We start from the raw sequence: 22,710 nt of genomic DNA on the forward strand, positions 1-22,710 counted from the left end.
TGCTGAAGCTGGCCCGGATATGTCAATCCGTGAGCCAGCGAAATCAATAATCCTGTAGTTGTATCACACTTTTTCGCTCTGGTTGAGCGCGGCGATCAGGCGCTGGCGTAAATCCTCGCAGGTTGCTGCATCCAGCGGCTTGCGCTCGTGATCGCTTAAGATAAATAAGTCTTCCACGCGCTCGCCGATGGTGGTGATTTTTGCGCCGCGTAGTGACACGCCGGTATCGGCCAGCACAGCGCCCACTTGGGCGAGCAAGCCGGGGGTATCGAGCGCGACCAATTCCATCAGGGTGCGCTTATTGCCACGCGCTGGTAGGAAACTGATCTCGGTCGGTACGCTGAAGTGGCGCAAGCGCGGCGAAGGGCGGCGCGTACGCTGCTGCGGACAATCTGGCTCGCTGAGGGCTTTTTCCAGCGCGTGGCGCAAGCTGTCGTGACGATCGGGAGCCAGCGGTGAGCCATCTGGCTCCAGCACCACAAAGGTATCGAGGGCGTAGCCATCGCGACTGGTAATGATCTGCGCATCGTGGATGCTGAGATTGCGCCGATCCAACTCTCCGGCCACGGTGGCAAACAGCCGCGGTTGATCTGGGCAATAGATAAAAATCTCAGTGCCGCCACGGCTGGCATGGCGGCTGACCAGAACTTGGGTCTGCTCTTGCGGCGCGTTGAGTAGGGCCTTGGCATGCCAGGCTAGCTGGCGCGGCGTATGGCGCAGGAAGTAATCGGCGCGACAGCGTTGCCACAGTGCTTGCAGCGCCGTTTCATCGGTATTTTCCATGCGCAGCAGCGCCAGCGCTTGCTCGCGGTTGTGGCGGATCCGAATGCGTACATCCAGCCCATTCTCTAACCCTTGGCGCAGTTGACGCTCGGTGGCGAAGTAAAGCTCGCGCAGCAGCGTCTGCTTCCAACTGTTCCACAGGGTTTCATTGGTGGCGCAGATATCGGCGACCGTCAGACACAATAGGTAGTTCAGGTGCTCTTCATGGCGCACTTCACCGGCAAAGGTGCGCACCACTTCAGGGTCATGAATATCTCGGCGCTGGGCGGTGACTGACATCAGCAAATGATGCTCCACTAACCATGCCACCAAACGCGCATCAGCTTCGCCATAGCCATGTAAGCGACAAAATTGGTAGGCATCGTGGCTGCCCAATTGCGAGTGATCGCCGCCGCGCCCTTTGGCGATATCGTGGAATAGGGCGCTGAGTAAAATCAGCTCACGCGAAGGCAAGCGCGGGAAGAGCTCTACACACAAGGGATGTTGCTGGCGCTGCGGCTCATCGGCAAAGCTTTCCAGCTTTAGCAGCACGCGAATGGTGTGCTCATCCACGGTGTAGGCATGAAACAGATCAAACTGCATCTGGCCGACAATCTGGCTCCACTGCGGCAAGTAGGCGGCCAGTACGCCGTGATGGTGCATTGGCAAAAAAGCTCGCGCAATGGCGCCCGGCTGAGCTAGCAGGGCAACAAAGCGTGCACGCGCTGCCGGGTTATCGCACAGGTAGCCTTGTAAGTTACGCCGCGCAAAGCGCAATTGGCGCAAGGTGGTGGAGTAGATCCCACTGATTTGGCGATTGCGCGCCAGATGCAAAAACAGATCAAGAATGGTTTCTGGATGGGTAATGAAGTGCTGTGGATCGCACACATCAATCCGATTACCGCGCAGTTGGAAGTGCTCATCAAGCGGTTGCGGCTTTTCATTGGCACTGAGCGACAAAATGGCTTCGTCAAACAGTTGCAGCAGCATCTCATTGAGCTCACGCACCCGGTGCAAGGTGCGGTAGAAATCTTTCATCATCCGCTCGACTGGCTGGTTGCGTTCACCTTGGTAGCCGAGCATTTGGGCGACGGTAAACTGGCGATCAAACAACAGACGGTTATCGTAGCGGGTGAGGCTTAAGTGCAGCGCAAAACGCACCTTCCACAAAAACTCCTGACATTCGAGTAGTTCGTGGTATTCGGCATCGGTGAGAAAACCAAAGCGGGTCATTTCATCTAAGCTGGCCGCACCGAAGTGACGACGCGCCACCCAACTCAAAGTATGGATATCGCGCAGGCCACCAGGGCTGGTTTTGATATCCGGCTCTAGGTTGTAGCTGGTGCCATGATAGCGGGCGTGCCGTTCACGCTGCTCTTGCTGTTTGGCGCGGAAAAACTCCGGCGATGGCCAAAAATCATCGGCGAACACATGTTGCTGTAAGCGATCGCACAGCGCCGGATTGCCGCATAACCAGCGCGATTCGAGCAAATTAGTGGCGACCGTGAGATCGTGCAAGCCCTCATCCAGACACTCTTGCAAAGTGCGCACACTGTGGCCGACGGTCAGACGCAAATCCCAGAGCAGGGTGATGAACTGCCCGATGTGCGCTGCCAGTGCTTCATCGACCGGCTGCGCGGTTAAAATCAGCAGATCGATATCGGAAAGTGGGTGTAACTCCCCTCGGCCATAACCGCCGACGGCGACTAAGGTTAATGCCGGATTCTCTGCCAGACCAAATTGCTGCCACAGGTGGCACAATAGGGTATCGATAAAGGCGGTGCGCTCGGCGACCAAGTTGGCCACCGGACGGCCAGCGGCAAAATCGTCCGCCATACGCTGGCGCTGCTGTTCGAGGATAAGTTTCATCGCCGGCAACTGCATACCGGCGTCTTGCCATGCATCGTTCAGAAGGTGGGGCATCAGACGTTCCTTGGCCGCAAAACACGAGATCACAGATGTAAAAAAAGCCGGAAATCTCCGGCTTTGTAAAGCATAAATTGGCGCGTCGGCAATTTAGTTATGCAGCACGCGCGGCAGACTTTCGTCGCTGCGCAGAGTCAGGATCTCGCAACCGTCGGCGGTAACCAAAATGGTGTGCTCGTACTGCGCAGACAGGCTGCGGTCTTTGGTTTTGACCGTCCAGCCATCGCCCATCAGGCGTACTTGACGCTTACCGGCGTTGATCATCGGCTCAATGGTAAAGGTCATGCCTTCACGCAGGATCACGCCGCCGTCATCGGCATCGTAGTGCAGCACTTGTGGCTCTTCGTGGAATTCCGCACCAATCCCGTGGCCGCAGTATTCACGCACGATAGAAAAGCCTTCAGCTTCGGCAAATTTTTGGATGGCTTTACCGATTTCGCGCAGACGCACACCCGGTTTCACCATTTTCAGTGACAGATACAGGCTCTCTTGCGTGATGCGGCACAGGCGCTCACCCAAAATTGTCGGTTTACCGACGATGATCATCTTAGACGTATCGCCGTGATAGCCATCTTTAATCACTGTAATATCGAAGTTAACGATATCGCCGTCTTTCAGCACTTTCTCACCAGGAATGCCGTGGCACACCACTTCATTCACTGAAATGCAGGTGGATTTCGGGAAGCCGTGGTAGTTCAGTGGTGCTGGAACTGCTTGCTGCACATTGACGATGTAGTCGTGGCAGATTTTATCCAGTTCACCGGTGGTCACGCCCGCTTTCACGTGCGGTTCGATCATCTCCAGCACTTCCGCCGCCAGACGGCCGGCAACGCGCATTTTTTCGATTTCGTCTGCGGTTTTGATTGTAATAGCCATAAATAATTTTCCGGTATTCGCCGCGCGGGCGGCATCAGAGTCTGGGAGTATGGTAACAGGGCGCTACCCGAGTTGAAAACCAATCTCAACAAAAAGCAATTGAATCTGGAGTCCGCGGCTAAATTATGGTATAAAGCGCGCCGGATTCCGGAATTGTCAGTTTTGACCCGGAACGCCTAAAGAACTCATGTGAAATATCACACACGTATCGACACCGTGCTCCGGGGTGCTCTGTTTTCCCTTTATGGAGAGATAGAGTCGGTTGCAGGGGATACGTGGAGGCTTAACCCCAATTTATTTTCTGAGGAAAAACTCATGGCAACTGTTTCCATGCGCGACATGCTCAAGGCCGGTGTACACTTCGGTCACCAGACCCGTTACTGGAACCCAAAGATGAAGCCATTCATCTTCGGTGCGCGTAACAAAGTACACATCATCAACCTTGAGAAAACTGTACCAATGTTCAACGAAGCTCTGGCTGAGCTGAGCAAAATCGCTGCCCGTAAAGGCAAGGTTCTGTTTGTTGGTACTAAGCGCGCTGCAAGCGATGCAGTTAAAGAAGCTGCACACGGCTGCGATCAGTTCTATGTAAACCACCGTTGGTTAGGCGGTATGCTGACCAACTGGAAAACCGTTCGTCAATCCATCAAGCGTCTGAAAGATCTGGAAACCCAATCTCAAGACGGTACCTTCGACAAGCTGACCAAGAAAGAAGCGCTGATGCGCACTCGTGAGCTGGAAAAGCTGGAGAAGAGCCTGGGTGGTATCAAAGACATGGGCGGTTTGCCTGATGCTATCTTCGTTATCGATGCTGATCACGAGCACATCGCTATCACTGAAGCGAACAACCTGGGTATCCCAGTATTCTCTATCGTTGATACCAACTCTGATCCAGATGGCGTAGACTTCATCATCCCTGGTAACGACGACGCCATCCGCGCTGTTCAACTGTACCTGTCTGCCGCAGCGACTGCAATTCGCGAAGGCCGTGGCCAGGATCTGGTTGCTCAGGCTGAAGAAGGCTTCGTAGAAGCCGAGTAATAAGGCCCGCTCGAACAGAGCCCTTATTAACCAGATAGTACACGTCAGATACTAGACTGATATGGTTAGCAGGGGCCGATGAGGCCCCTGTTTTTTATGATCTCCCCCGAGATAACCGAGGATAATACGATGGCAGAAATTACCGCTGCTCTGGTAAAAGAACTGCGTGAGCGTACCGCTGCAGGCATGATGGAATGTAAAAAAGCTCTGGTTGAAGCTAACGGCGACATCGAGCTGGCAATCGACAACATGCGTAAAAACGGTCAAGCCAAAGCGGCTAAAAAAGCTGGCCGTGTTGCTGCTGAAGGTGTGATTCTGGTTAAAGTTAGCGCTGACAACAAAGTTGCCGCTATCGTTGAACTGAACTGCGAAACTGACTTCGTTGCTAAAGATGCTGGCTTCAAAGCATTCGGCGAAGAAGTGGTTGAAGCTGCTCTGGCTGAGCGCATCGCTGACATCGCTGCTCTGCAAGCGAAGTTCGAAGAAACCCGTACCAACCTGGTTGCTAAGATCGGCGAAAACATCAACATCCGTCGTGTAACCATCGTTGAAGGCGAGCAAGTAGGTACCTACCTGCACGGTGCTAAGATCGGTGTTGTAGTTGCCGCTACCGGTGCTGACGAAGAACTGATCAAGCACATCGCTATGCACATCGCTGCTAGCAAGCCAGAGTACGTGAAGCCAGAAGACGTTCCAGCTGACGTTGTTGCTCACGAGCGCGAAATCCAGGTTGAAATCGGTATGCAATCTGGCAAGCCACGTGAAATCGTTGAGAAAATGGTTGAAGGCCGCATGAAGAAGTTCACCGGCGAAGTGTCTCTGTACGGTCAGGCCTTCGTAATGGACCCTTCTAAGTCTGTTGGCGATCTGCTGAAAGAGAAAGGTGCAAACGTAGTTAGCTTTGTACGTTTCGAAGTAGGTGAAGGTATCGAGAAAGTTGAAGCTGACTTTGCTGCTGAAGTAGCGGCGATGGCTAAGCATTAATTCTCTCTTTACATGAGAACCCCACTGAACCGCGGATATCTGCGGTTCAGTTTTAATTACCGGCATATAATTGCTAGTAATGCGGCGTAAGCCGCGTCTTTATATCCGTCAGACTATTCATCCACAGCGTGTCAGGAAGGAAAACCATGACCACCAATGCAAAACCGGCATATCAACGTATTCTTTTGAAACTGAGTGGAGAAGCTCTTCAGGGCGCAGAAGGATTTGGTATTGACCCGAGTATCCTCGATCGCATGGCTCAAGAAATTAAAGAGTTGGTCGAGCTCGGCGTTCAGGTTGGTGTCGTTATCGGCGGTGGTAACCTGTTCCGTGGCGCGGGTCTGGCGAAAGCGGGGATGAACCGTGTGGTCGGTGACCATATGGGCATGCTGGCAACCGTGATGAACGGTCTGGCTATGCGTGATGCGCTGCACCGCGCGTATGTAAATACCCGTCTGATGTCAGCCATTCCATTGAACGGCGTGTGTGACAACTACAGCTGGGCTGAGGCCATCAGTCTGCTGCGTAACGGCCGAGTAGTGATTTTCGCTGCCGGTACCGGTAACCCGTTCTTCACCACTGACTCTGCCGCTTGCCTGCGCGGTATCGAGATTGAAGCCGATGTGGTGCTGAAAGCCACCAAGGTTGACGGTGTGTTTACCGATGATCCGGCGAAAAACCCGGATGCAGTCCTGTACGAAACCCTGAGCTATCAGGAAGTACTGGAAAAAGAATTGAAAGTGATGGATCTGGCCGCCTTTACCTTGGCGCGTGACCACGGTATGCCAATCCGTGTCTTTAACATGAACAAACCAGGTGCACTGCGCCGAGTGGTAATGGGTGAACGTGAAGGCACAGTAATTTCCTGATATTGCCCACGTTAAGTTTTTGCCTCAAAGGGGCAAAGCGCGGTATCTTACCACCTGTTCACTAGCAGAATTGAAGGGTTACATCGTGATCAACGCAATCAAGCAAGATGCGCAAGTGCGCATGGAAAAATGCGTAGAAGCATTCAATAACCATATTTCCAAAATCCGTACCGGCCGTGCGCATCCTAGCCTGCTGGAAGGGATCACCGTTGAATATTACGGCTCACCAACTCCGCTGCGCCAGCTGGCCAACGTGGTTGCGGAAGACGCCCGTACCCTGGCGATCACTGTGTTTGACCGTAGCATCGGTGCCGCAGTAGAAAAAGCCATTCTGACTTCTGATCTGGGTCTGAACCCAAGCTCCGCCGGCGCGACTATCCGTGTTCCGTTGCCACCGCTGACCGAAGAGCGTCGTAAAGATCTGATCAAGATCGTGCGTGCTGAAGCTGAGCAAGGTCGTGTGTCGGTACGTAACGTACGCCGTGATGCGAACGACAAGATCAAAGCGTTGCTGAAAGACAAAGAAATCAGCGAAGACGACGAGCGTCGTTCACAGGACGAAATCCAGAAAATCACCGATTTGATGGTGAAAAAAGTGGACGAAGCGCTGGCTGAGAAAGAAAAAGAGCTGATGGAGTTTTAATCTCCTCGCGCAGAAAAGCGTCGCCTCGGCGACGCTTTTGTTTTATGGATGCGTCAGATTTTGGTGTTAAACACTATTAACCTTGCGGTATTCGCCGTATCATTTTAACCCGCCGTGTAAGTCATCGACTTTCAAACATACTGCTAACCGCTAACCCTGCGGTTCATCTCGGCAGATTGGCAACGATGTTATCCAGCTCCCAGCAAGTGATACCAAGCAGATCATGAGTAATCAACTGATGGTGAATTTAAGCGTTTTGGGCTCCACCGGCTCTATCGGTGTCAGCACTCTTGATGTCGCGGCACGTAATCCGCAGCGTTTCTCGGTGGTCGGGTTGGCCGCGGGTCGTAATGTCAGCGTCATGGTGCAGCAATGTCTGCAATTTCGCCCCCGTCTGGCGGCGATGGCCGATGCCGATGCTGCAGCGGCTGTGCGTGCACAACTGCAACAGCACGGCTGCCACACTGAAGTGCTCAGTGGTGAAGCGGGCGTGTTGGCGGTGGCCGCGCAAGAAGAAGCCCATCAGGTGATGGCGGCCATTGTCGGCGCCTCGGGCCTGCTGCCAACTCTGGCCGCGATTCGCGCAGGTAAGCGGATTTTGCTGGCCAACAAAGAAGCGCTGGTCACTTGTGGTCGCCTGTTCTTGCAGGAAGTGCAGCGTCATCAGGCGCAGTTGCTGCCGGTGGATAGCGAACATAACGCGATATTTCAGTGCTTGCCTGAAAATGTGCAGCGTGAGCTGGGCTTTTGCGATCTGGCTGCGGCGGGGGTCGATAAAATCGTCTTGACCGGCTCTGGCGGGCCATTTCGCACTACGCCACTGAGCGAGTTTGCTGCGCTGACACCGGCGCAAGCCTGCGCCCATCCTAATTGGTCCATGGGGCGCAAAATCTCGGTGGACTCGGCCACCATGATGAACAAAGGGCTGGAGTACATCGAAGCGCGCTGGCTGTTTAACGCCAGTGCCGAGCAGATGGAAGTGATTATCCACCCGCAGTCGATCATCCATTCGATGGTGCGTTTTAGCGATGGCAGTGTGGTTGCGCAGATGGGCAATCCCGATATGCGCACCCCAATTGGCCATGCGATGGCGTATCCTGAGCGTATTCAAACCGGTGTAGCGCCGCTCGACTTTTTCCGCTTATCGGGCCTGAGCTTTGAGCAACCTGACTTTAACCGCTACCCGTGCCTGCAATTGGCTATCGAAGCATGCCAGCAGGGGCAGATGGCGACGACCGCCTTGAATGCGGCTAACGAAATCAGTGTTGAGGCCTTTTTGCAGGGGCAAATCGGCTTTACCCAGATTGCCACCGTGAACCGACAGGTGCTGGATACGCTGACGTTACCGGAACCTACCTCGGTTGAGGATGTCCTAGAGATTGACCGCCGCGCCCGCGCGTGCGCCGCGCAGCAGATCACTGCGTGTTAAATGCGGCCTGCCGCGGCGCGACGGCAGGTTTGTTCCGCTATTCACGAAGTGATATAGTGATGTTTTAAGCTGTCGCTTTTTCTCGGTCACGTTTTGACGTTGGTCGTAAATAACACAGTGATCGCGAACAAAAAGTAAGAAAGGCAAAAAAGAGATTGCGCAAGGCCGTGTGTTAACACGGCTTTTTTACGATCCGGCCCTCGACGCCGGCCAGAATTTCGCGGGCAGCCACTGGCGCCGCGGAGCAAAAAGCGCAGTAAGACTTTGACAGGAATGACTTAGACACCTATGGCAGAGCCGCAACCGCAAGCATTTACAGCCGAACAAATGCCTAAACACGTTGCTATTATCATGGATGGCAACGGACGCTGGGCCAAGCAACAAGGCAAAATGCGGATTTTTGGACATAAAGCAGGTGTTAAAGCTGTACGCCGTTCAGTCAGTTATGCCGCCCGCAACCATATCCAATCCTTGACCTTGTACGCATTTAGCAGTGAAAACTGGCGCCGTCCTGAGCAGGAAGTTTCCGCGCTCATGGAATTATTTATGCGCGCACTCGATAATGAAGCTAAGAGCCTGCACAAGAATAATATCCGCCTGCGGATTATCGGTGACATCTCCCGTTTCAGCACCCGGTTACAAGAGCGCATCGCCAGTGTGGAAGCGCTCACCGCCAACAACACCGGTTTGGTGTTAAATGTGGCAGCTAACTATGGTGGGCGCTGGGATATCGTACAAGCCACTCGGCAGATTGCTGCCCAAGTACAAGAGGGTAAACTTCACACTGATGATATCGACGAAACCTTGCTCAGTAAGGTGATATGCATGGGGGATCAACCTCCAGTAGACTTGGTCATCAGAACCAGTGGCGAGCATAGGATCAGCAACTTTTTGTTGTGGCAGATAGCCTATGCCGAGTTCTACTTTTCTGAGGTGCTATGGCCAGATTTTGATGAACAAGAATTTGACCGTGCTGTTTCATCCTTTGTCTGTCGCGACAGACGTTTTGGTGGTACTGGCGACAACGGCCGTTGAGCAACGGCGGATGAGTAGAGCTTAGGAGGTTTCATTGCTCAAGCAACGTATTATTACTGCACTGATTTTGGTTCCTTTAGTCATTGCAGGCTTATTTTTACTGTCGCCGCTGCATTTTGCCTTGCTGGCGCTGGCGTTGAGTATGCTGGCAGCCTGGGAGTGGGCATTGTTGGCTGGCTTTGAAAATAAAGCTGTACGCGCGGGTATCGCGGTGATTTGTGGTTTGGGCTTGGGCGCCTCCTTACTGGCAGTGCCGGTGCAGGATACCTCGATTCTATTGCAAAACACCTTTATCCAGACGGTGCTGATTATTGCCCCGTTGTGGTGGCTGCTGGCCTTGGGGTTAGTGCTCGGCTACCCGAGTTCGGCTAAATGGTGGCATAACGCCAAACGGTTGAAAGTTCTCTTCGGTTTGCTGACGCTGGTGCCGTTTTTCTGGGGCTTAATTGTGCTGCGCATGTACTCGTACAGCGTAGACAGCTCTTTTGGGGCTGTGTGGATTTTGTATCTGCTGTTCCTGATCTGGGGCGCTGACTCGGGGGCGTACTTTACCGGTAAGGCCTTTGGTAAGCACAAGCTAGCACCGAAAGTGTCCCCAGCGAAGACTTGGGAAGGCGTGATTGGCGGCCTGACAACATCTGCCGTGATTGCGGTGGTGTTCGATCACTTCTCGCCACTGCAAGCCGGGACTCACAGCATGATCATCAGCTCGGTGATCGCAGTGGCCGTATCAGTGCTGGGCGACCTGACCGAAAGTATGTTTAAGCGCGAAGCAGGCGTAAAAGACAGCGGACAAATTATGCCGGGCCACGGTGGGGTACTCGATCGTATCGATAGCCTGACCGCGGCGGTGCCGGTATTTGCCTGCTTGTTACTGCTGGTTTTTTAATGGCGTTCAAGCCGTCATGCTAAATGGCAAGCTTACAGAGCAGACAAGGATAGAACGATGACAGGAGCGCTTTGGAATCTGCTGGCGTTTTTAGTGGCGCTAGGGATTCTGATTTCAGTTCACGAATTTGGCCATTTCTGGGTGGCGCGTCGCTGCGGGGTTAAGGTCGAGCGTTTCTCGCTCGGCTTTGGCAAAATTCTGTGGCGCCGCGTGGATAAGCAGGGTACCGAGTTTACCCTGTCGCTGATCCCCCTCGGTGGTTATGTCAAAATGCTCGATGAGCGTGTGGCACCGGTACCGGATGAGTTGCGCACGCAGGCGTTTAACAATAAAACCGTCTGGCAGCGTGCCGCCATTGTGGCCGCAGGCCCGTTCGCTAACTTTGTGTTTGCGGTGCTGGCGTACTGGGCGGTATTCCTGCTCGGGATCCCGAGTGTGCATCCGGTGGTAGGCGCTGTGGCGCCGAATTCGATTGCTGCGCGTGCTGGAATTACGCCGGGAATGGAACTTAAATCGGTTGCCGGTATCGAAACACCTGACTGGGAGTCAGTGAATCTGGCGTTGGTGTCACTGATTGGTGATCAACAAGCCACGATCGACGTCAGCCCCTTTACCGCATCCGGTACAACTGCGGTGATGCAAAAAACGCTACCGCTGGATGGGTGGAGTTTTGAGCCCGATAAGCAAACCGCATTTGGTGCGCTGGGGATCACGCCGAAAGGCCCAAGCATTTTGACCGAGATTGCTTCTGTGGGCGCCGATTCACCGGCGACACAGGCTGGTTTGCAGGTGGGCGACAAGATTATTGCTCTCGATGGTCAGCCGCTGACTGATTGGTCTAGCTTCGTGCGTCAGGTACAAGCGCATCCGTTGCAACCACTGCAACTGGTGGCCGAGCGTGACGGGGTGACCCGAAACGTGACTCTGATCCCGCAAGAGCAGACTGACGGTCAAGGCCAACGCATCGGTTATGCCGGTATCGCACCAAAAGTGTTACCGTTACCGGCAGAGTATCAGTTTGTACGCCAGTTTGGTCTGGTTGACAGTCTGATCAAAGCGACACAAAAAACGGTACAATTGTCCGAACTAACCTTGGATATGCTGGGGAAACTCTTTACCGGCGATGTCGGTATCAAGAGTTTGAGCGGTCCGATCTCCATTGCCAAAGGTGCCGGGATGACGGCGGAATTCGGGCTGGTATTTTACTTAGGTTTTCTGGCGCTAATCAGCGTGAACTTAGGTATTATAAATCTGTTTCCTCTGCCGGTATTGGATGGCGGACATCTGCTGTTCTTGGCCATTGAAGGGGTGACAGGTAAACCCTTGTCAGAGCGGGTGCAGGAGTACTGCTTCCGTTTTGGCACAGTATTATTGGTGTTGTTGATGGGCGTTGCGCTATTCAACGATTTTTCCCGCCTGTAAGCGGGGCAATTAGGAAGAACGCATAATAAAGATGGCGATGAAAAAACTGCTTCTTGCGTCGCTGCTTTTCAGCAGCGCCACCGCTTACGGTGCCGACTTTGTAGTCAAAGATATCCAGTTTGAAGGTTTGCAACGTGTCGCCAAAGGTGCGGCATTGTTGAGCATGCCGGTACGAGTGGGTGATGAAGTTAATGACGACGAAGTCGCGCAGATTATCCGAGCCTTGTTTGCTACCGGTAACTTTGAAGATGTGCGCGTGCTGCGTGATGGCTCAACCTTGCTGGTGCAGGTCAAAGAGCGTCCGACGATTGCCAGCATTACCTTCTCCGGTAACAAGGCACTGAAAGAAGATGCCCTGAAACAAAACCTCGATGCTTCGGGGATTCGAGTGGGTGAAGCGCTGGATCGTACCTCGCTGTCCACCATCGAAAAGGGCTTGGAAGATTTCTACTACAGCGTGGGTAAATACAGCGCCAACGTGAAAGCGGTGGTGACGCCACTGCCACGTAACCGTGTCGATCTGAAACTGATCTTCACCGAAGGCGTATCCTCCAACATCCAACAGATCAACATCGTTGGGAACAAAGCGTTCAGCACCAATACCTTGCTGTCCCAATTTGCCCTGCGTGATGAAGTGCCATGGTGGAACTTGGTTGGCGATCGTAAGTACCAGAAACAAAAACTGGCCGGCGATCTGGAAACCCTGCAAACCTACTACCGTGACCACGGCTATGCCAATTTCCGTATCGAGTCGACTCAGGTCAGCTTGAGTCCGGATAAAAAAGGCATCTACATCACCATCAATATCGATGAAGGCAAGCAGTACAAGCTGCAAGGGGTGACCCTGACCGGCAATCTGGCCGGCCATGCTACGGCACTGCAAGCGCTGGTGCATGTTGAGCCAGATGAGCTGTATAACGGCACCAAAGTGACCCGAATGGAAGAGGACATTAAGTCCTTGCTGGGGCGCTATGGCTACGCGTATCCGAAAGTGACCACTCGCCCAGAGATGGATGAGAAAAACCAGACCGTCAAGCTGGTGATGAATGTCGAGCCGGGTGAGCGTTTCTACGTGCGTCGTATTCGCTTTGAAGGCAACGACATCACTAAAGATGAAGTGCTGCGCCGCGAAATGCGTCAGATGGAAGGCTCGTGGCTGGCCAGTAATCAGGTCGAGTCCGGTAAAGAGCGTCTGAACCGTCTGGGCTACTTTGAAACCGTGGATACCGAAACGGTACGAGTACCGGGTACCCGCGATCAGGTTGATGTGCTGTACAAGGTCAAAGAGCGTAATACCGGTAGTCTGAACTTTGGTGTCGGTTACGGTACGGAAAGTGGTATCAGCTTCCAGGTCGGGGTGCAGCAGGAGAACTTCCTGGGTACCGGTAATACCGTGGGGATTAACGCTACCCGTAACGATTACCAGACCTATGCGGCCTTTGAATACACTAACCCATACTTCACCAAAGATGGCGTGAGTCTGGGCGGTCGGATTTTCTATAACGACTTTAAAGCCGAGCAAGACTACAGCCTGTCTGAGTATAACAACCTCAGCTACGGTGTAGATGGCACACTGGGCTTCCCGGTCAATGAGTACAACAGCCTGCGTACCGGTATTGGCTATGTACACAACGAAATCTCCAATATCACCCCTACGGTGAACATGCTGTCTTATTTGAACAGCATGCAAGACAGCTTTGACAACCAAAAACTGTCCTCGGATGATTTCCAGCTGACTGCCGGTTGGACCTATAACAACTTGGACCGTGGTTTCTTCCCGACCAAAGGTATTCGAGCCAACTTGAACGGTAAGATCACTACGCCTGGCTCCGATAACCAGTTCTACAAACTGAACTTTGATATCGCCGGTTACTATCCGCTGGATCGAGACCGTGAGTGGGTGGTACTGGGTCGTTCGCGTTTAGGCTATGCTGATGGTTACGGTGATAAAGTGTTGCCGTTCTATGAGAACTTCTACGCCGGTGGTTTCAGTACTGTGCGTGGTTTCCGTTCTAACACCATCGGTCCAAAAGCGATTTACTTCTACAACAAAGGCACTGACGATCGTTGCACCAATCCAAAAGATCCAAGCACTTGTGTGCTGAGTGGCTCTGAGGATGCGGTGGGCGGTAACGCCATGGCAACGGCCAGCGCCGAGCTGATTGTGCCAACGCCGTTTATCAGCGAAAAATACCGTAACTCGGTACGTACCTCGGTGTTTGTGGATGCCGGTACGGTGTGGGATACCCACTGGAGCTCCAGTGCGGCGATCTTGAATGCCGGTTACGCGACAGAAAATCAGCAATACTTTGGTGATTACGGCGATCCGAGCCGGATCCGTATGTCTGCGGGTATCGCCCTGCAGTGGATGTCACCGCTTGGCCCACTTGTATTCTCGTACGCGCAGCCGTATAAGAAATATGAAGGTGACCGGGTTGAACAATTCCAGTTCAATATCGGCAGAACATTCTGATAGCCGTGCTATCAATATAAAAGTAAGGAGACAACCTTGAAAAAGTGGTTACAGGCAGCTGGCGTAGGTATTGCGCTGATGGCATCGAGTGCCGTGGTGAATGCCGCCGAGCAGAAAATTGCTGTTGTTGATGTGGCAAGTGTGTTCCAACAGCTGCCACAGCGTGAAAAGGTTGCGCGTCAGCTGGAGTCTGAGTTCAAGAGCCGTGCTTCTGAACTGCAGTCTCTGGAAAAGCGTATCCGTGATCGCATGGAAAAGCTGCAGCGTGATGGCAGCACGATGTCTAACAGTGACCGCACCAAAGCAGAGCGTGATATCGCCCAAATGCAGGCTGATTTCAATCTGAAAGGTCGTGCACTGGAAGAAGATAGCCGTCGTCGTCAGGCCGAAGAACGTAATAAGATCCTGCGTCAGGTACAAGATGCAGTGAAAACCATCGCTAACAAGGAAGGTTACAGCGCAGTTATTGATACCAACGCTGTCGTGTTTGCGCGCCCTGACATGGATATCTCTTCTCAAGTTATCAAAATGGTAGGCAACAAGTAATGTCAGGATTCCGTCTTGCGGATCTGGCTGAACATTTGGGTGCTGAAGTACACGGAGATGGCGATACCGTCATCTCCGGTATTGCTGCACTGGATAATGCTCAGGCCGGTCAAATCACCTTTCTGTCCAACAGTAAATACCGTACCCATCTGGCGCAATGTGCGGCCAGTGCTGTTGTTTTAACAGCAGACGATGTACCATTTTGCACTACCAATGCATTGGTCGTTGCTAATCCTTATCTGGCCTATGCTTTATTGGCGCAGTATATGGATACAACGCCGCAGCCGGCACAGGATATTGCTCCAAGTGCGGTGATCGCGGACAATGTACAGCTGGGCCAGAATGTGTCCATCGGTGCCAATGCCGTGATTGAATCCGGTGTGGTGCTGGGCGATGGTGTGGTGATCGGGGCGGGTTGCTTTGTCGGCAAACAGACCAAGATTGGCGCCGGTACGCGTTTGTGGGCGAACGTCACTGTGTATCACCGTATCACCATCGGTGAGCAGTGCCTGATTCAGGCCGGTACCGTGATTGGTGCTGACGGTTTTGGTTATGCCAATGATCGTGGTCGCTGGATTAAAATCCCTCAGCTGGGTGGCGTGCGTATCGGTAACCGCGTCGAGATCGGGGCTTGTACCTGTATTGACCGCGGCGCGCTGGAAGACACCGTCATTGAAGATGGTGCGATAATTGATAATTTATGCCAGATTGCCCATAACGTGGTGATCGGCGAAAATACCGCCGTAGCCGGCGGTGTGATTATGGCGGGCAGCCTGAAAATTGGCCGTCATTGTATGATTGGTGGTGCCAGCGTGATCAATGGTCACATGGAAATCTGCGATAAAGTCACTGTCACCGGTATGGGTATGGTGATGCGCCCCATTAGTGAACCGGGAATGTATTCGTCCGGTATTCCGCTGCAAAACAACAAAGCTTGGCGTAAAACGGCCGCTTTGGTGATGAACATTGATGAGATGAACAAGCGTCTCAAAGCAGTGGAGCGGAAGCTGGAAAAAGAAAGCAACGAGTAAGTGTCTTTTCACCCGTTGCCGCTGTCCCGCCGGGGCAGCCGCTGAAGTAGACTGACGGCCTGCCATGCGTGCAGGCCGTGTTATTCCTGACGTAACCCGAATACCTATTCCCGCTCAGATGATAAGAGACAGGAACATTATCTTGACGACTCAAGCAAACTCATTACAGATCGAAGAAATTCTGGACCTTTTACCGCACCGTTATCCGTTTTTACTGATTGATCGGGTGCTGGATTATAAAGAAGGTGAATACCTGCACGCACTGAAGAACGTTTCTGTGAACGAGCCGTTTTTCCAGGGGCACTTCCCGCAAAAGAAAGTGTTTCCAGGTGTGTTAATTCTGGAAGCCATGGCTCAGGCAACCGGCGTGCTGGCATTTAAAACCTTCGGCAAGCCAAACGGTAATGAGCTGTATTATTTTGCCGCGATTGATAATGCCCGCTTCAAGCGTCCGGTGACTCCTGGCGATCAGATGGTGTTTGAGGTGCAGTTCCTGAAAGAGCGTCGTGGTATTGCGCGTTTCACCGGAGTTGCCAAAGTGAACGGCGAAGTCGTGTGTGAAGCTGACTTAATGTGTGCACGTCGAGAGGTGTAATCCGTGATTCATGAAACGGCCTTCATTCATCCTTCTTCTATCGTAGAAGCAGGGGCGGTAATCGGTGCGGGTGTGCAAATCGGCCCGTTTTGTGTGGTTGGCGCTGATGTAGAAATCGGCGAAGGCACCGTACTGAAATCCCACGTGGTGGTGAACGGCCATACCCGTATCGGACGCGATAACCAGATTTATCAGTTCGCGTCGATCGGCGAAGCCAATCAGGATAAGAAATATCACGGTGAACCGACGCGAACCGAAATCGGCGATCGCAATGTGATCCGCGAAAGCGTCACCATTCACCGCGGCACCGTGCAGGATACCGGGATCACCCGTGTGGGTAACGATAACCTGCTGATGATCAATGCGCACATCGCGCACGACTGTGTAGTGGGCAATAACTGTATTTTCGCCAATAACGCTACGCTGGCAGGTCACGTTGAAGTGGAAGACTTTGCCATTGTCGGTGGTATGTCGGCAATCCACCAATTCTGCCGTATCGGTCAGCATGTGATGCTGGGCGGTGGCTCGATTGTGGTGCAAGATGTGCCGCCGTTTGTGATGGCCCAAGGCAACCATGCGGCGCCATTTGGCGTGAACATTGAAGGCCTGAAGCGTCGCGGTTTTGAAAAGCCGACCCTGCACGCGATCCGCAATGCCTACAAGCTGATTTACCGCAGTGGTAAGACGCTGGATGAGATTCGTCCTGAGTTGGCTGAGTTGGCCAATGCGCATCCGCCTGTACAGGCATTTATTGACTTCTTAGCGCAATCGCAACGCGGAATTATCCGTTAATACGAGACTTCGTTAAATCGAGACTATGCCTCAACACTATGCAGCCTGAGCAGACATCGTTACCGGTCACGCAACCTCTGGTGATTGGCATTGTGGCCGGAGAAACCTCCGGCGACATTCTCGGGGCCGGTTTGATCCGCGCCCTGCGTGCCCAGCATCCGGATGCCCGCTTTGTCGGCATCGCCGGCCCGCGTATGCAGGCCGAAGGGTGCGAAAGCTGGTTTGATATGGAAGAGTTGGCCGTGATGGGGCTGGTGGAAGTGCTCAAGCACTTGCCGCGTCTGCTCACGATCCGCCGGACTCTGGTGCAAAATTTTACTCGCCTCAAACCGGATGTGTTTATCGGTATCGATGCGCCAGATTTCAACATTGGTCTGGAGCTAAAACTCAAGCAGCATGGGATCAAGACGGTGCACTACGTCAGCCCATCAGTGTGGGCGTGGCGGCAAAATCGGGTATTCAAAATTGCCAAAGCCACCGATCTGGTGCTGGCCTTTTTGCCATTCGAGAAAGCCTTCTACGATCGCTTTAATGTCCCGTGTCGTTTTGTCGGTCATACCATGGCTGACAGTATGCCGTTGGAAGCTGATAAAGCCGGTGCGCGTCGGACGCTGGGCTTGAGCGAGGATGCCTCAGTGCTAGCGGTGTTGCCGGGCAGCCGGGCAGGTGAAGTGGCCATGTTGGCGGAGCCGTTTTTGCAAACGGCGCAGCGTTTGCAGCAGCTGCGTCCGGAGTTGCAAATATTAGTGCCGATGGTCAATGCGCGTCGTCGTGAGCAGTTTTTGGCGTTAAAGGCTGAGATTGCTCCGGATTTGCGTATCACCTTGCTCGATGGCCAAGCGCGGGACGCAATGACGGCGGCCGATGCGACGTTGTTGGCGTCCGGTACAGCAGCCTTAGAGTGCATGTTGGCCAAATCACCGATGGTGGTAGCGTATCGGGTCAAACCGCTGACTTACTGGCTGGCCAAAAAGTTGGTCAAAACCGAGTTTGTTTCGCTGCCTAACCTGTTAGCCGGTAAGAAAATCGTGCCCGAGCTGATTCAGGAAGATTGCACGGTTGAGCGCCTAACCGCCAAGCTCAGCATGCTGTTGTCGCAGGATAACCGCTGCTTAAAGCGGATGTTTACCGAGCTACATCAGAAAATTCGCTGCGATGCTGACCAGCAGGCGGCGGCAGCGGTACTGGATTTGATTCAACGTGATGACTGATTTATTTGTATATCCGGATGCTGGTTTGATTGCCGGTGTCGATGAAGTGGGGCGCGGTCCGTTGGTGGGCGCGGTGGTCACTGCGGCGGTGATCTTAGATCCCGCGCGCCCAATTGTTGGCTTGGCCGACTCGAAAAAGCTGTCAGAAAAAAAGCGTTTGGCGCTGTTTGATGAAATCAAAGAAAAAGCGCTGGCGTGGAGTTTAGGTCGCGCCGAGCCGCATGAAATTGATGAGCTGAACATTTTGCACGCCACCATGCTGGCGATGCAGCGCGCGGTGGCGGGGTTGCCTATCACGCCAGAGTTTGTGCTGATTGACGGTAACCGCTGTCCAGCGCTACCGATGCCAGCGCAAGCGGTGGTCAAAGGGGATAGTAAGGTCGCCGAAATCAGTGCCGCGTCTATTTTGGCCAAAGTGACCCGAGATCGGGAAATGGCAGAGCTTGATGCGCAGTATCCACAATACGGCTTTGCCAAGCATAAAGGCTATCCGACTGCCGATCACTTACGGCTGTTAGCCGAGCACGGCGCGATTGCTGAGCATCGTCGCAGTTTTGCGCCCGTGAAGCGGGCGCTCGGGCTGTAATCGACCGCTTAGCGAGCCAAAAGCACTAACGGGTGTGTACCCGACGTTATTGCGTTTAGATGCGCCGCATCTGAGCGATGGAATTGAGAGTTAAGGAGTGTTTCCTGATGGGGCAGCCCCGTTTTGTTCACTTACGGGTTCACAGTGATTACTCCATGATTGACGGGCTGGCGAAAACCGGCCCGTTGGTCAAAAAAGCCGCCGCACTTGCAATGCCGGCATTGGCTATCACCGATTTCACCAACCTGTGTGGTCTGGTGAAATTCTACGGCACCGCGCACGGTGCTGGTATCAAGCCCATTATCGGGGCTGACTTTTTAATGCATAACCCCTTATTGGGGGATGAGCTGGTGGAGCTTACCATTCTGGCGGCCAATAACACCGGTTATCAGCATCTGACGTTACTGATTTCGCAAGCGTACCAACGTGGTTATGTGCAAGGTGGGCCAGTCATCGAACGTGATTGGTTAGAGCAACACCACGAAGGACTGATTGTGCTTTCCGGCGCCCGTTATGGCGATGTCGGCAAGGCACTGCTGCGCGGTAATCAGGAGTTGGTGGATGAGTGCATCAACTTTTACCAAACCTATTTTCCGGATCGCTACTATCTGGAGCTGATCCGTACCGGTCGTCAAGACGAAGAGACTTACCTGCATTTTGCGGTTGAATTGGCTGCGCGTTGCGATCTGCCGGTGGTGGCGACCAACGATGTGCGTATTTTGACGCCGGAAGATTTCGACGCCCATGAAATTCGGGTCGCCATTCACGATGGCTTTACCCTCGACGATCCAAAACGACCGAAGAAATACAGTGCGCAGCAATATCTGCGTAGCGAAGACGAGATGTGCGAGCTGTTTGCCGACATCCCGCAAGCGCTGGAAAACAGTGTAGAAATTGCCAAACGTTGTAACGTAACCATCCGTTTGGGCGAGTACTTCCTGCCGCAATTCCCGACCGGCGATATGTCCACCGAAGATTTTCTGGTGATGAAATCCCGCGAAGGCTTGGAAGAGCGTCTGGAATTCTTGTTCCCCGATCCGGCTGTACGCGCCGAGAAGCGCCCCCCTTACGATGAGCGTCTGCAAATCGAGCTCGACGTAATTAACCAAATGGGCTTTCCGGGTTACTTCCTGATCGTGATGGAGTTTATCCAGTGGTCCAAGGATAACGGTATTCCGGTAGGCCCTGGGCGCGGCTCGGGTGCTGGTTCATTGGTGGCCTATGCGCTGAAAATTACCGATCTGGATCCGCTGGAATTTGACCTGCTGTTCGAACGTTTCTTGAACCCTGAACGGGTTTCCATGCCCGACTTTGACGTCGACTTTTGCATGGATAAGCGCGATCAGGTTATCGAGCACGTGGCCGATATGTATGGTCGTGATGCGGTATCCCAGATCATCACTTTCGGTACCATGGCGGCCAAAGCGGTGATCCGTGATGTGGGCCGTGTGCTGGGCCATCCGTATGGCTTTGTGGATCGCATCTCGAAGCTGATCCCGCCTGATCCTGGCATGACCTTGGCGAAAGCCTTTGAAGCCGAGCCACAGCTGCAGGCGGCGTATGACGCCGATGAAGAGGTGCGGGCGCTGATCGATATGGCGCGTAAACTGGAAGGGGTCACCCGTAACGCCGGTAAACACGCCGGTGGGGTGGTGATTGCGCCAACCAAGATCACCGACTTTGCCCCGCTGTATTGCGACTCCGAAGGTCATCATCCGGTAACCCAGTTCGATAAAAACGATGTGGAATACGCCGGTCTGGTGAAGTTTGACTTCCTCGGCCTGCGTACCTTGACCATCATCAACTGGGCGTTGGAGATGATTAACCCGCGCTTGGCCAAAGAGGGCAAGCCTCCGGTAGATATTGCGGCGATTTCGCTGACCGATCCGGCCTCGTTTGAGTTGCTGCAACGCTCTGAAACGACCGCGGTATTCCAGCTCGAATCGCGTGGTATGAAAGATTTGATCAAACGTCTGAAGCCCGACTGCTTCGAAGATATGATCGCGCTGGTGGCGCTATTCCGTCCGGGCCCACTGCAATCCGGGATGGTGGATAACTTTATCGACCGTAAGCACGGGCGTGAAGCGATCTCGTATCCGGACGTGCAATGGCAACATGAGTCACTGCAACCCATTCTGGAGCCGACCTACGGCATCATCTTGTATCAAGAACAGGTGATGCAGATTGCCCAGACGTTATCCGGCTATACGCTCGGCGGTGCGGATATGCTGCGCCGTGCGATGGGTAAGAAAAAGCCAGAAGAGATGGCCAAGCAGCGCGGCACCTTTAAAGAGGGCGCGGAGAAGAACGGCGTCGACGGTGAGTTGGCGATGAAAATCTTCGACTTGGTGGAGAAGTTTGCTGGCTACGGCTTTAACAAATCGCACTCCGCGGCCTATGCGCTGGTGTCTTACCAAACGCTGTGGCTCAAGACTCACTATCCGGCGGAATTCATGGCGGCGGTAATGACCGCCGATATGGATAACACCGATAAAATCGTTGGTCTGGTCGAAGAATGCCGTCGCATGGGGCTGAAAATTCTGCCTCCAGATGTGAATAGCGGTGAGCATCACTTCCGTGTCAACGAAGCGGGCGAGATTGTGTACGGCATCGGGGCGGTGAAAGGGGTCGGTGAAGGCCCGATCGAAGCGATTGTCGAGGCGCGTCAAGCCGGTGGTTATTTCCGTGACCTGTTTGATTTTTGTGCCCGCGTGGATGTTAAACGCATCAACCGCCGAGTACTGGAAAAGCTGATTTTATCCGGCGCGATGGATCGCTTAGGCCCGCACCGCGCGGCGCTGATGGCGAGTTTGGAAGAAGCACTGAAAGCGGCCGATCAGCATGCCAAAGCCGAAGCGTTGGGGCAGGCTGACATGTTCGGCGTGCTGGCCGATGCGCCGGAGCAAGTTGAACAGGCATATGCCAACGTGCCGCCGTGGCCAGATCAAGTGTGGCTGGAAGGGGAGCGCGAGACGCTCGGCTTGTATCTGACCGGACACCCGATCACCCAGTATCTGAAAGAATTAGACCGCTATGTGCCGTCGCGCTTAAAAGATATGGTGCCATCGCCACGCGGTCAGGTTACCGTAGCGGCTGGCTTGGTAGTGGCTGCGCGGGTGATGACAACGAAACGTGGCTCGCGGATCGGTCTGGTGACACTGGATGATCGTTCCGGCCGACTGGAAGTAATGTTATTCTCGGATGCACTCGATCGTTATCAGCATCTGGTGGAAAAAGACCGCATTTTGCTGGTTACCGGACAGGTCAGCTTTGATGACTACTCCGGCGGACTTAGAATGACGGCTAGAGAAGTGCTTGATATTGGTGAGGCGCGGGAAAAATACGCCCGTGCACTTGCCATCTCGTTAACAGACGGGCAAATTGATGACCAGTTTTTCAGCCGTTTCCGACAGGTGCTCGAGCCGCACCGCGCCGGGAGTGTGCCGGTCAATATTTACTACCAGCGGGATGACGCGCGCGCCCGGCTGCGTTTAGGTACTGAATGGCGTGTAACCCCATCCGATCAATTGCTACTCGGTCTGCGTACGCTGATCGGGAATGAACAGATCGAGCTGGAGTTTGACTAGGACAACCATAATT

18 protein-coding genes are annotated in these 22,710 nt (G+C 53.5%); 16 read left to right on the forward strand and 2 right to left on the reverse strand.

All coding sequences use genetic code 11. The features are described 5' to 3' along the window. Positions 1-63: 63 nt before the first annotated feature. Positions 64-2,685, reverse strand: coding sequence for a bifunctional uridylyltransferase/uridylyl-removing protein GlnD (gene glnD / locus LQ901_RS01550; RefSeq protein ID WP_152135713.1), 2,622 nt, complete (start codon positions 2,683-2,685; stop codon positions 64-66). 93 nt (positions 2,686-2,778) lie between these two features. Continuing rightward, complete coding sequence (map, locus tag LQ901_RS01555) at positions 2,779-3,564, reverse strand: type I methionyl aminopeptidase (protein ID WP_010864534.1); 786 nt, start codon at positions 3,562-3,564, stop codon at positions 2,779-2,781. 315 nt (positions 3,565-3,879) lie between these two features. On the opposite strand from map, the gene rpsB reads away from it, so the two are divergent. From rpsB to dnaE, 16 genes are all read left to right on the forward strand, one after another. Continuing rightward, positions 3,880-4,605 (forward strand): 30S ribosomal protein S2, encoded by a 726-nt coding sequence (rpsB, locus tag LQ901_RS01560; protein ID WP_010864533.1) that lies wholly within the window; start codon positions 3,880-3,882, stop codon positions 4,603-4,605. Positions 4,606-4,734: 129 nt separating this feature from the next. Next, positions 4,735-5,589: a translation elongation factor Ts gene (gene tsf, locus LQ901_RS01565; RefSeq protein ID WP_010864532.1), complete on the forward strand. Its 855-nt coding sequence runs from the start codon at positions 4,735-4,737 to the stop codon at positions 5,587-5,589. 146 nt (positions 5,590-5,735) lie between these two features. Then, positions 5,736-6,458, forward strand: a complete 723-nt coding sequence (pyrH, locus tag LQ901_RS01570) for a UMP kinase (RefSeq protein ID WP_010864531.1) — start codon at positions 5,736-5,738, stop codon at positions 6,456-6,458. Positions 6,459-6,543: 85 nt separating this feature from the next. Beyond that, on the forward strand, positions 6,544-7,101 hold the full coding sequence (gene frr / locus LQ901_RS01575) for a ribosome recycling factor (RefSeq protein WP_010864530.1): 558 nt from the start codon (positions 6,544-6,546) through the stop codon (positions 7,099-7,101). 238 nt (positions 7,102-7,339) lie between these two features. Further along, positions 7,340-8,530 carry a 1-deoxy-D-xylulose-5-phosphate reductoisomerase gene (ispC, locus tag LQ901_RS01580; RefSeq protein ID WP_064978510.1) on the forward strand — a complete coding sequence of 397 codons (1,191 nt, stop codon included), beginning with the start codon at positions 7,340-7,342 and terminating at the stop codon, positions 8,528-8,530. Positions 8,531-8,818: 288 nt separating this feature from the next. Continuing rightward, a complete protein-coding gene (gene ispU / locus LQ901_RS01585) occupies positions 8,819-9,565 on the forward strand; it encodes a (2E,6E)-farnesyl-diphosphate-specific ditrans,polycis-undecaprenyl-diphosphate synthase (protein WP_039045874.1) in 747 nt (248 codons plus the stop codon). A gap of 34 nt (positions 9,566-9,599) precedes the next feature. Continuing rightward, the gene (gene cdsA / locus LQ901_RS01590) at positions 9,600-10,454 is read left to right on the forward strand and encodes a phosphatidate cytidylyltransferase (RefSeq protein ID WP_112865635.1); all 855 of its coding nucleotides are present in this window, start codon (positions 9,600-9,602) and stop codon (positions 10,452-10,454) included. Between the two features lie 57 nt (positions 10,455-10,511). Beyond that, on the forward strand, positions 10,512-11,876 hold the full coding sequence (gene rseP, locus LQ901_RS01595; protein ID WP_064978158.1) for a sigma E protease regulator RseP: 1,365 nt from the start codon (positions 10,512-10,514) through the stop codon (positions 11,874-11,876). Between the two features lie 31 nt (positions 11,877-11,907). Beyond that, positions 11,908-14,349 carry an outer membrane protein assembly factor BamA gene (gene bamA, locus LQ901_RS01600; protein WP_010864525.1) on the forward strand — a complete coding sequence of 814 codons (2,442 nt, stop codon included), beginning with the start codon at positions 11,908-11,910 and terminating at the stop codon, positions 14,347-14,349. Between the two features lie 36 nt (positions 14,350-14,385). Next, complete coding sequence (locus tag LQ901_RS01605; protein WP_010864524.1) at positions 14,386-14,895, forward strand: OmpH family outer membrane protein; 510 nt, start codon at positions 14,386-14,388, stop codon at positions 14,893-14,895. Further along, positions 14,895-15,926 (forward strand): UDP-3-O-(3-hydroxymyristoyl)glucosamine N-acyltransferase, encoded by a 1,032-nt coding sequence (lpxD, locus tag LQ901_RS01610; protein WP_064978157.1) that lies wholly within the window; start codon positions 14,895-14,897, stop codon positions 15,924-15,926. The genes LQ901_RS01605 and lpxD overlap by 1 nt, the downstream gene beginning before the upstream one ends. A 142-nt stretch (positions 15,927-16,068) precedes the next feature. After that, positions 16,069-16,521, forward strand: coding sequence for a 3-hydroxyacyl-ACP dehydratase FabZ (fabZ, locus tag LQ901_RS01615; protein WP_010864522.1), 453 nt, complete (start codon positions 16,069-16,071; stop codon positions 16,519-16,521). A gap of 3 nt (positions 16,522-16,524) precedes the next feature. After that, positions 16,525-17,313 carry an acyl-ACP--UDP-N-acetylglucosamine O-acyltransferase gene (gene lpxA, locus LQ901_RS01620; protein WP_010864521.1) on the forward strand — a complete coding sequence of 263 codons (789 nt, stop codon included), beginning with the start codon at positions 16,525-16,527 and terminating at the stop codon, positions 17,311-17,313. A 38-nt stretch (positions 17,314-17,351) separates the two neighbouring features. After that, entirely contained in the window at positions 17,352-18,524 is a 1,173-nt protein-coding gene (gene lpxB / locus LQ901_RS01625; RefSeq protein WP_064978156.1) for a lipid-A-disaccharide synthase, read from the forward strand. Beyond that, complete coding sequence (gene rnhB, locus LQ901_RS01630) at positions 18,517-19,110, forward strand: ribonuclease HII (RefSeq protein WP_039045876.1); 594 nt, start codon at positions 18,517-18,519, stop codon at positions 19,108-19,110. The genes lpxB and rnhB overlap by 8 nt, the downstream gene beginning before the upstream one ends. A 107-nt stretch (positions 19,111-19,217) precedes the next feature. Next, a complete protein-coding gene (gene dnaE / locus LQ901_RS01635; RefSeq protein WP_010864518.1) occupies positions 19,218-22,697 on the forward strand; it encodes a DNA polymerase III subunit alpha in 3,480 nt (1,159 codons plus the stop codon). The last annotated feature ends 13 nt before the right edge of the window (positions 22,698-22,710 follow it).

This window comes from Plesiomonas sp. PI-19 (assembly GCF_021368255.1).
In the GTDB taxonomy this organism is placed as follows: domain Bacteria; phylum Pseudomonadota; class Gammaproteobacteria; order Enterobacterales; family CAMTGL01; genus Plesiomonas; species Plesiomonas shigelloides.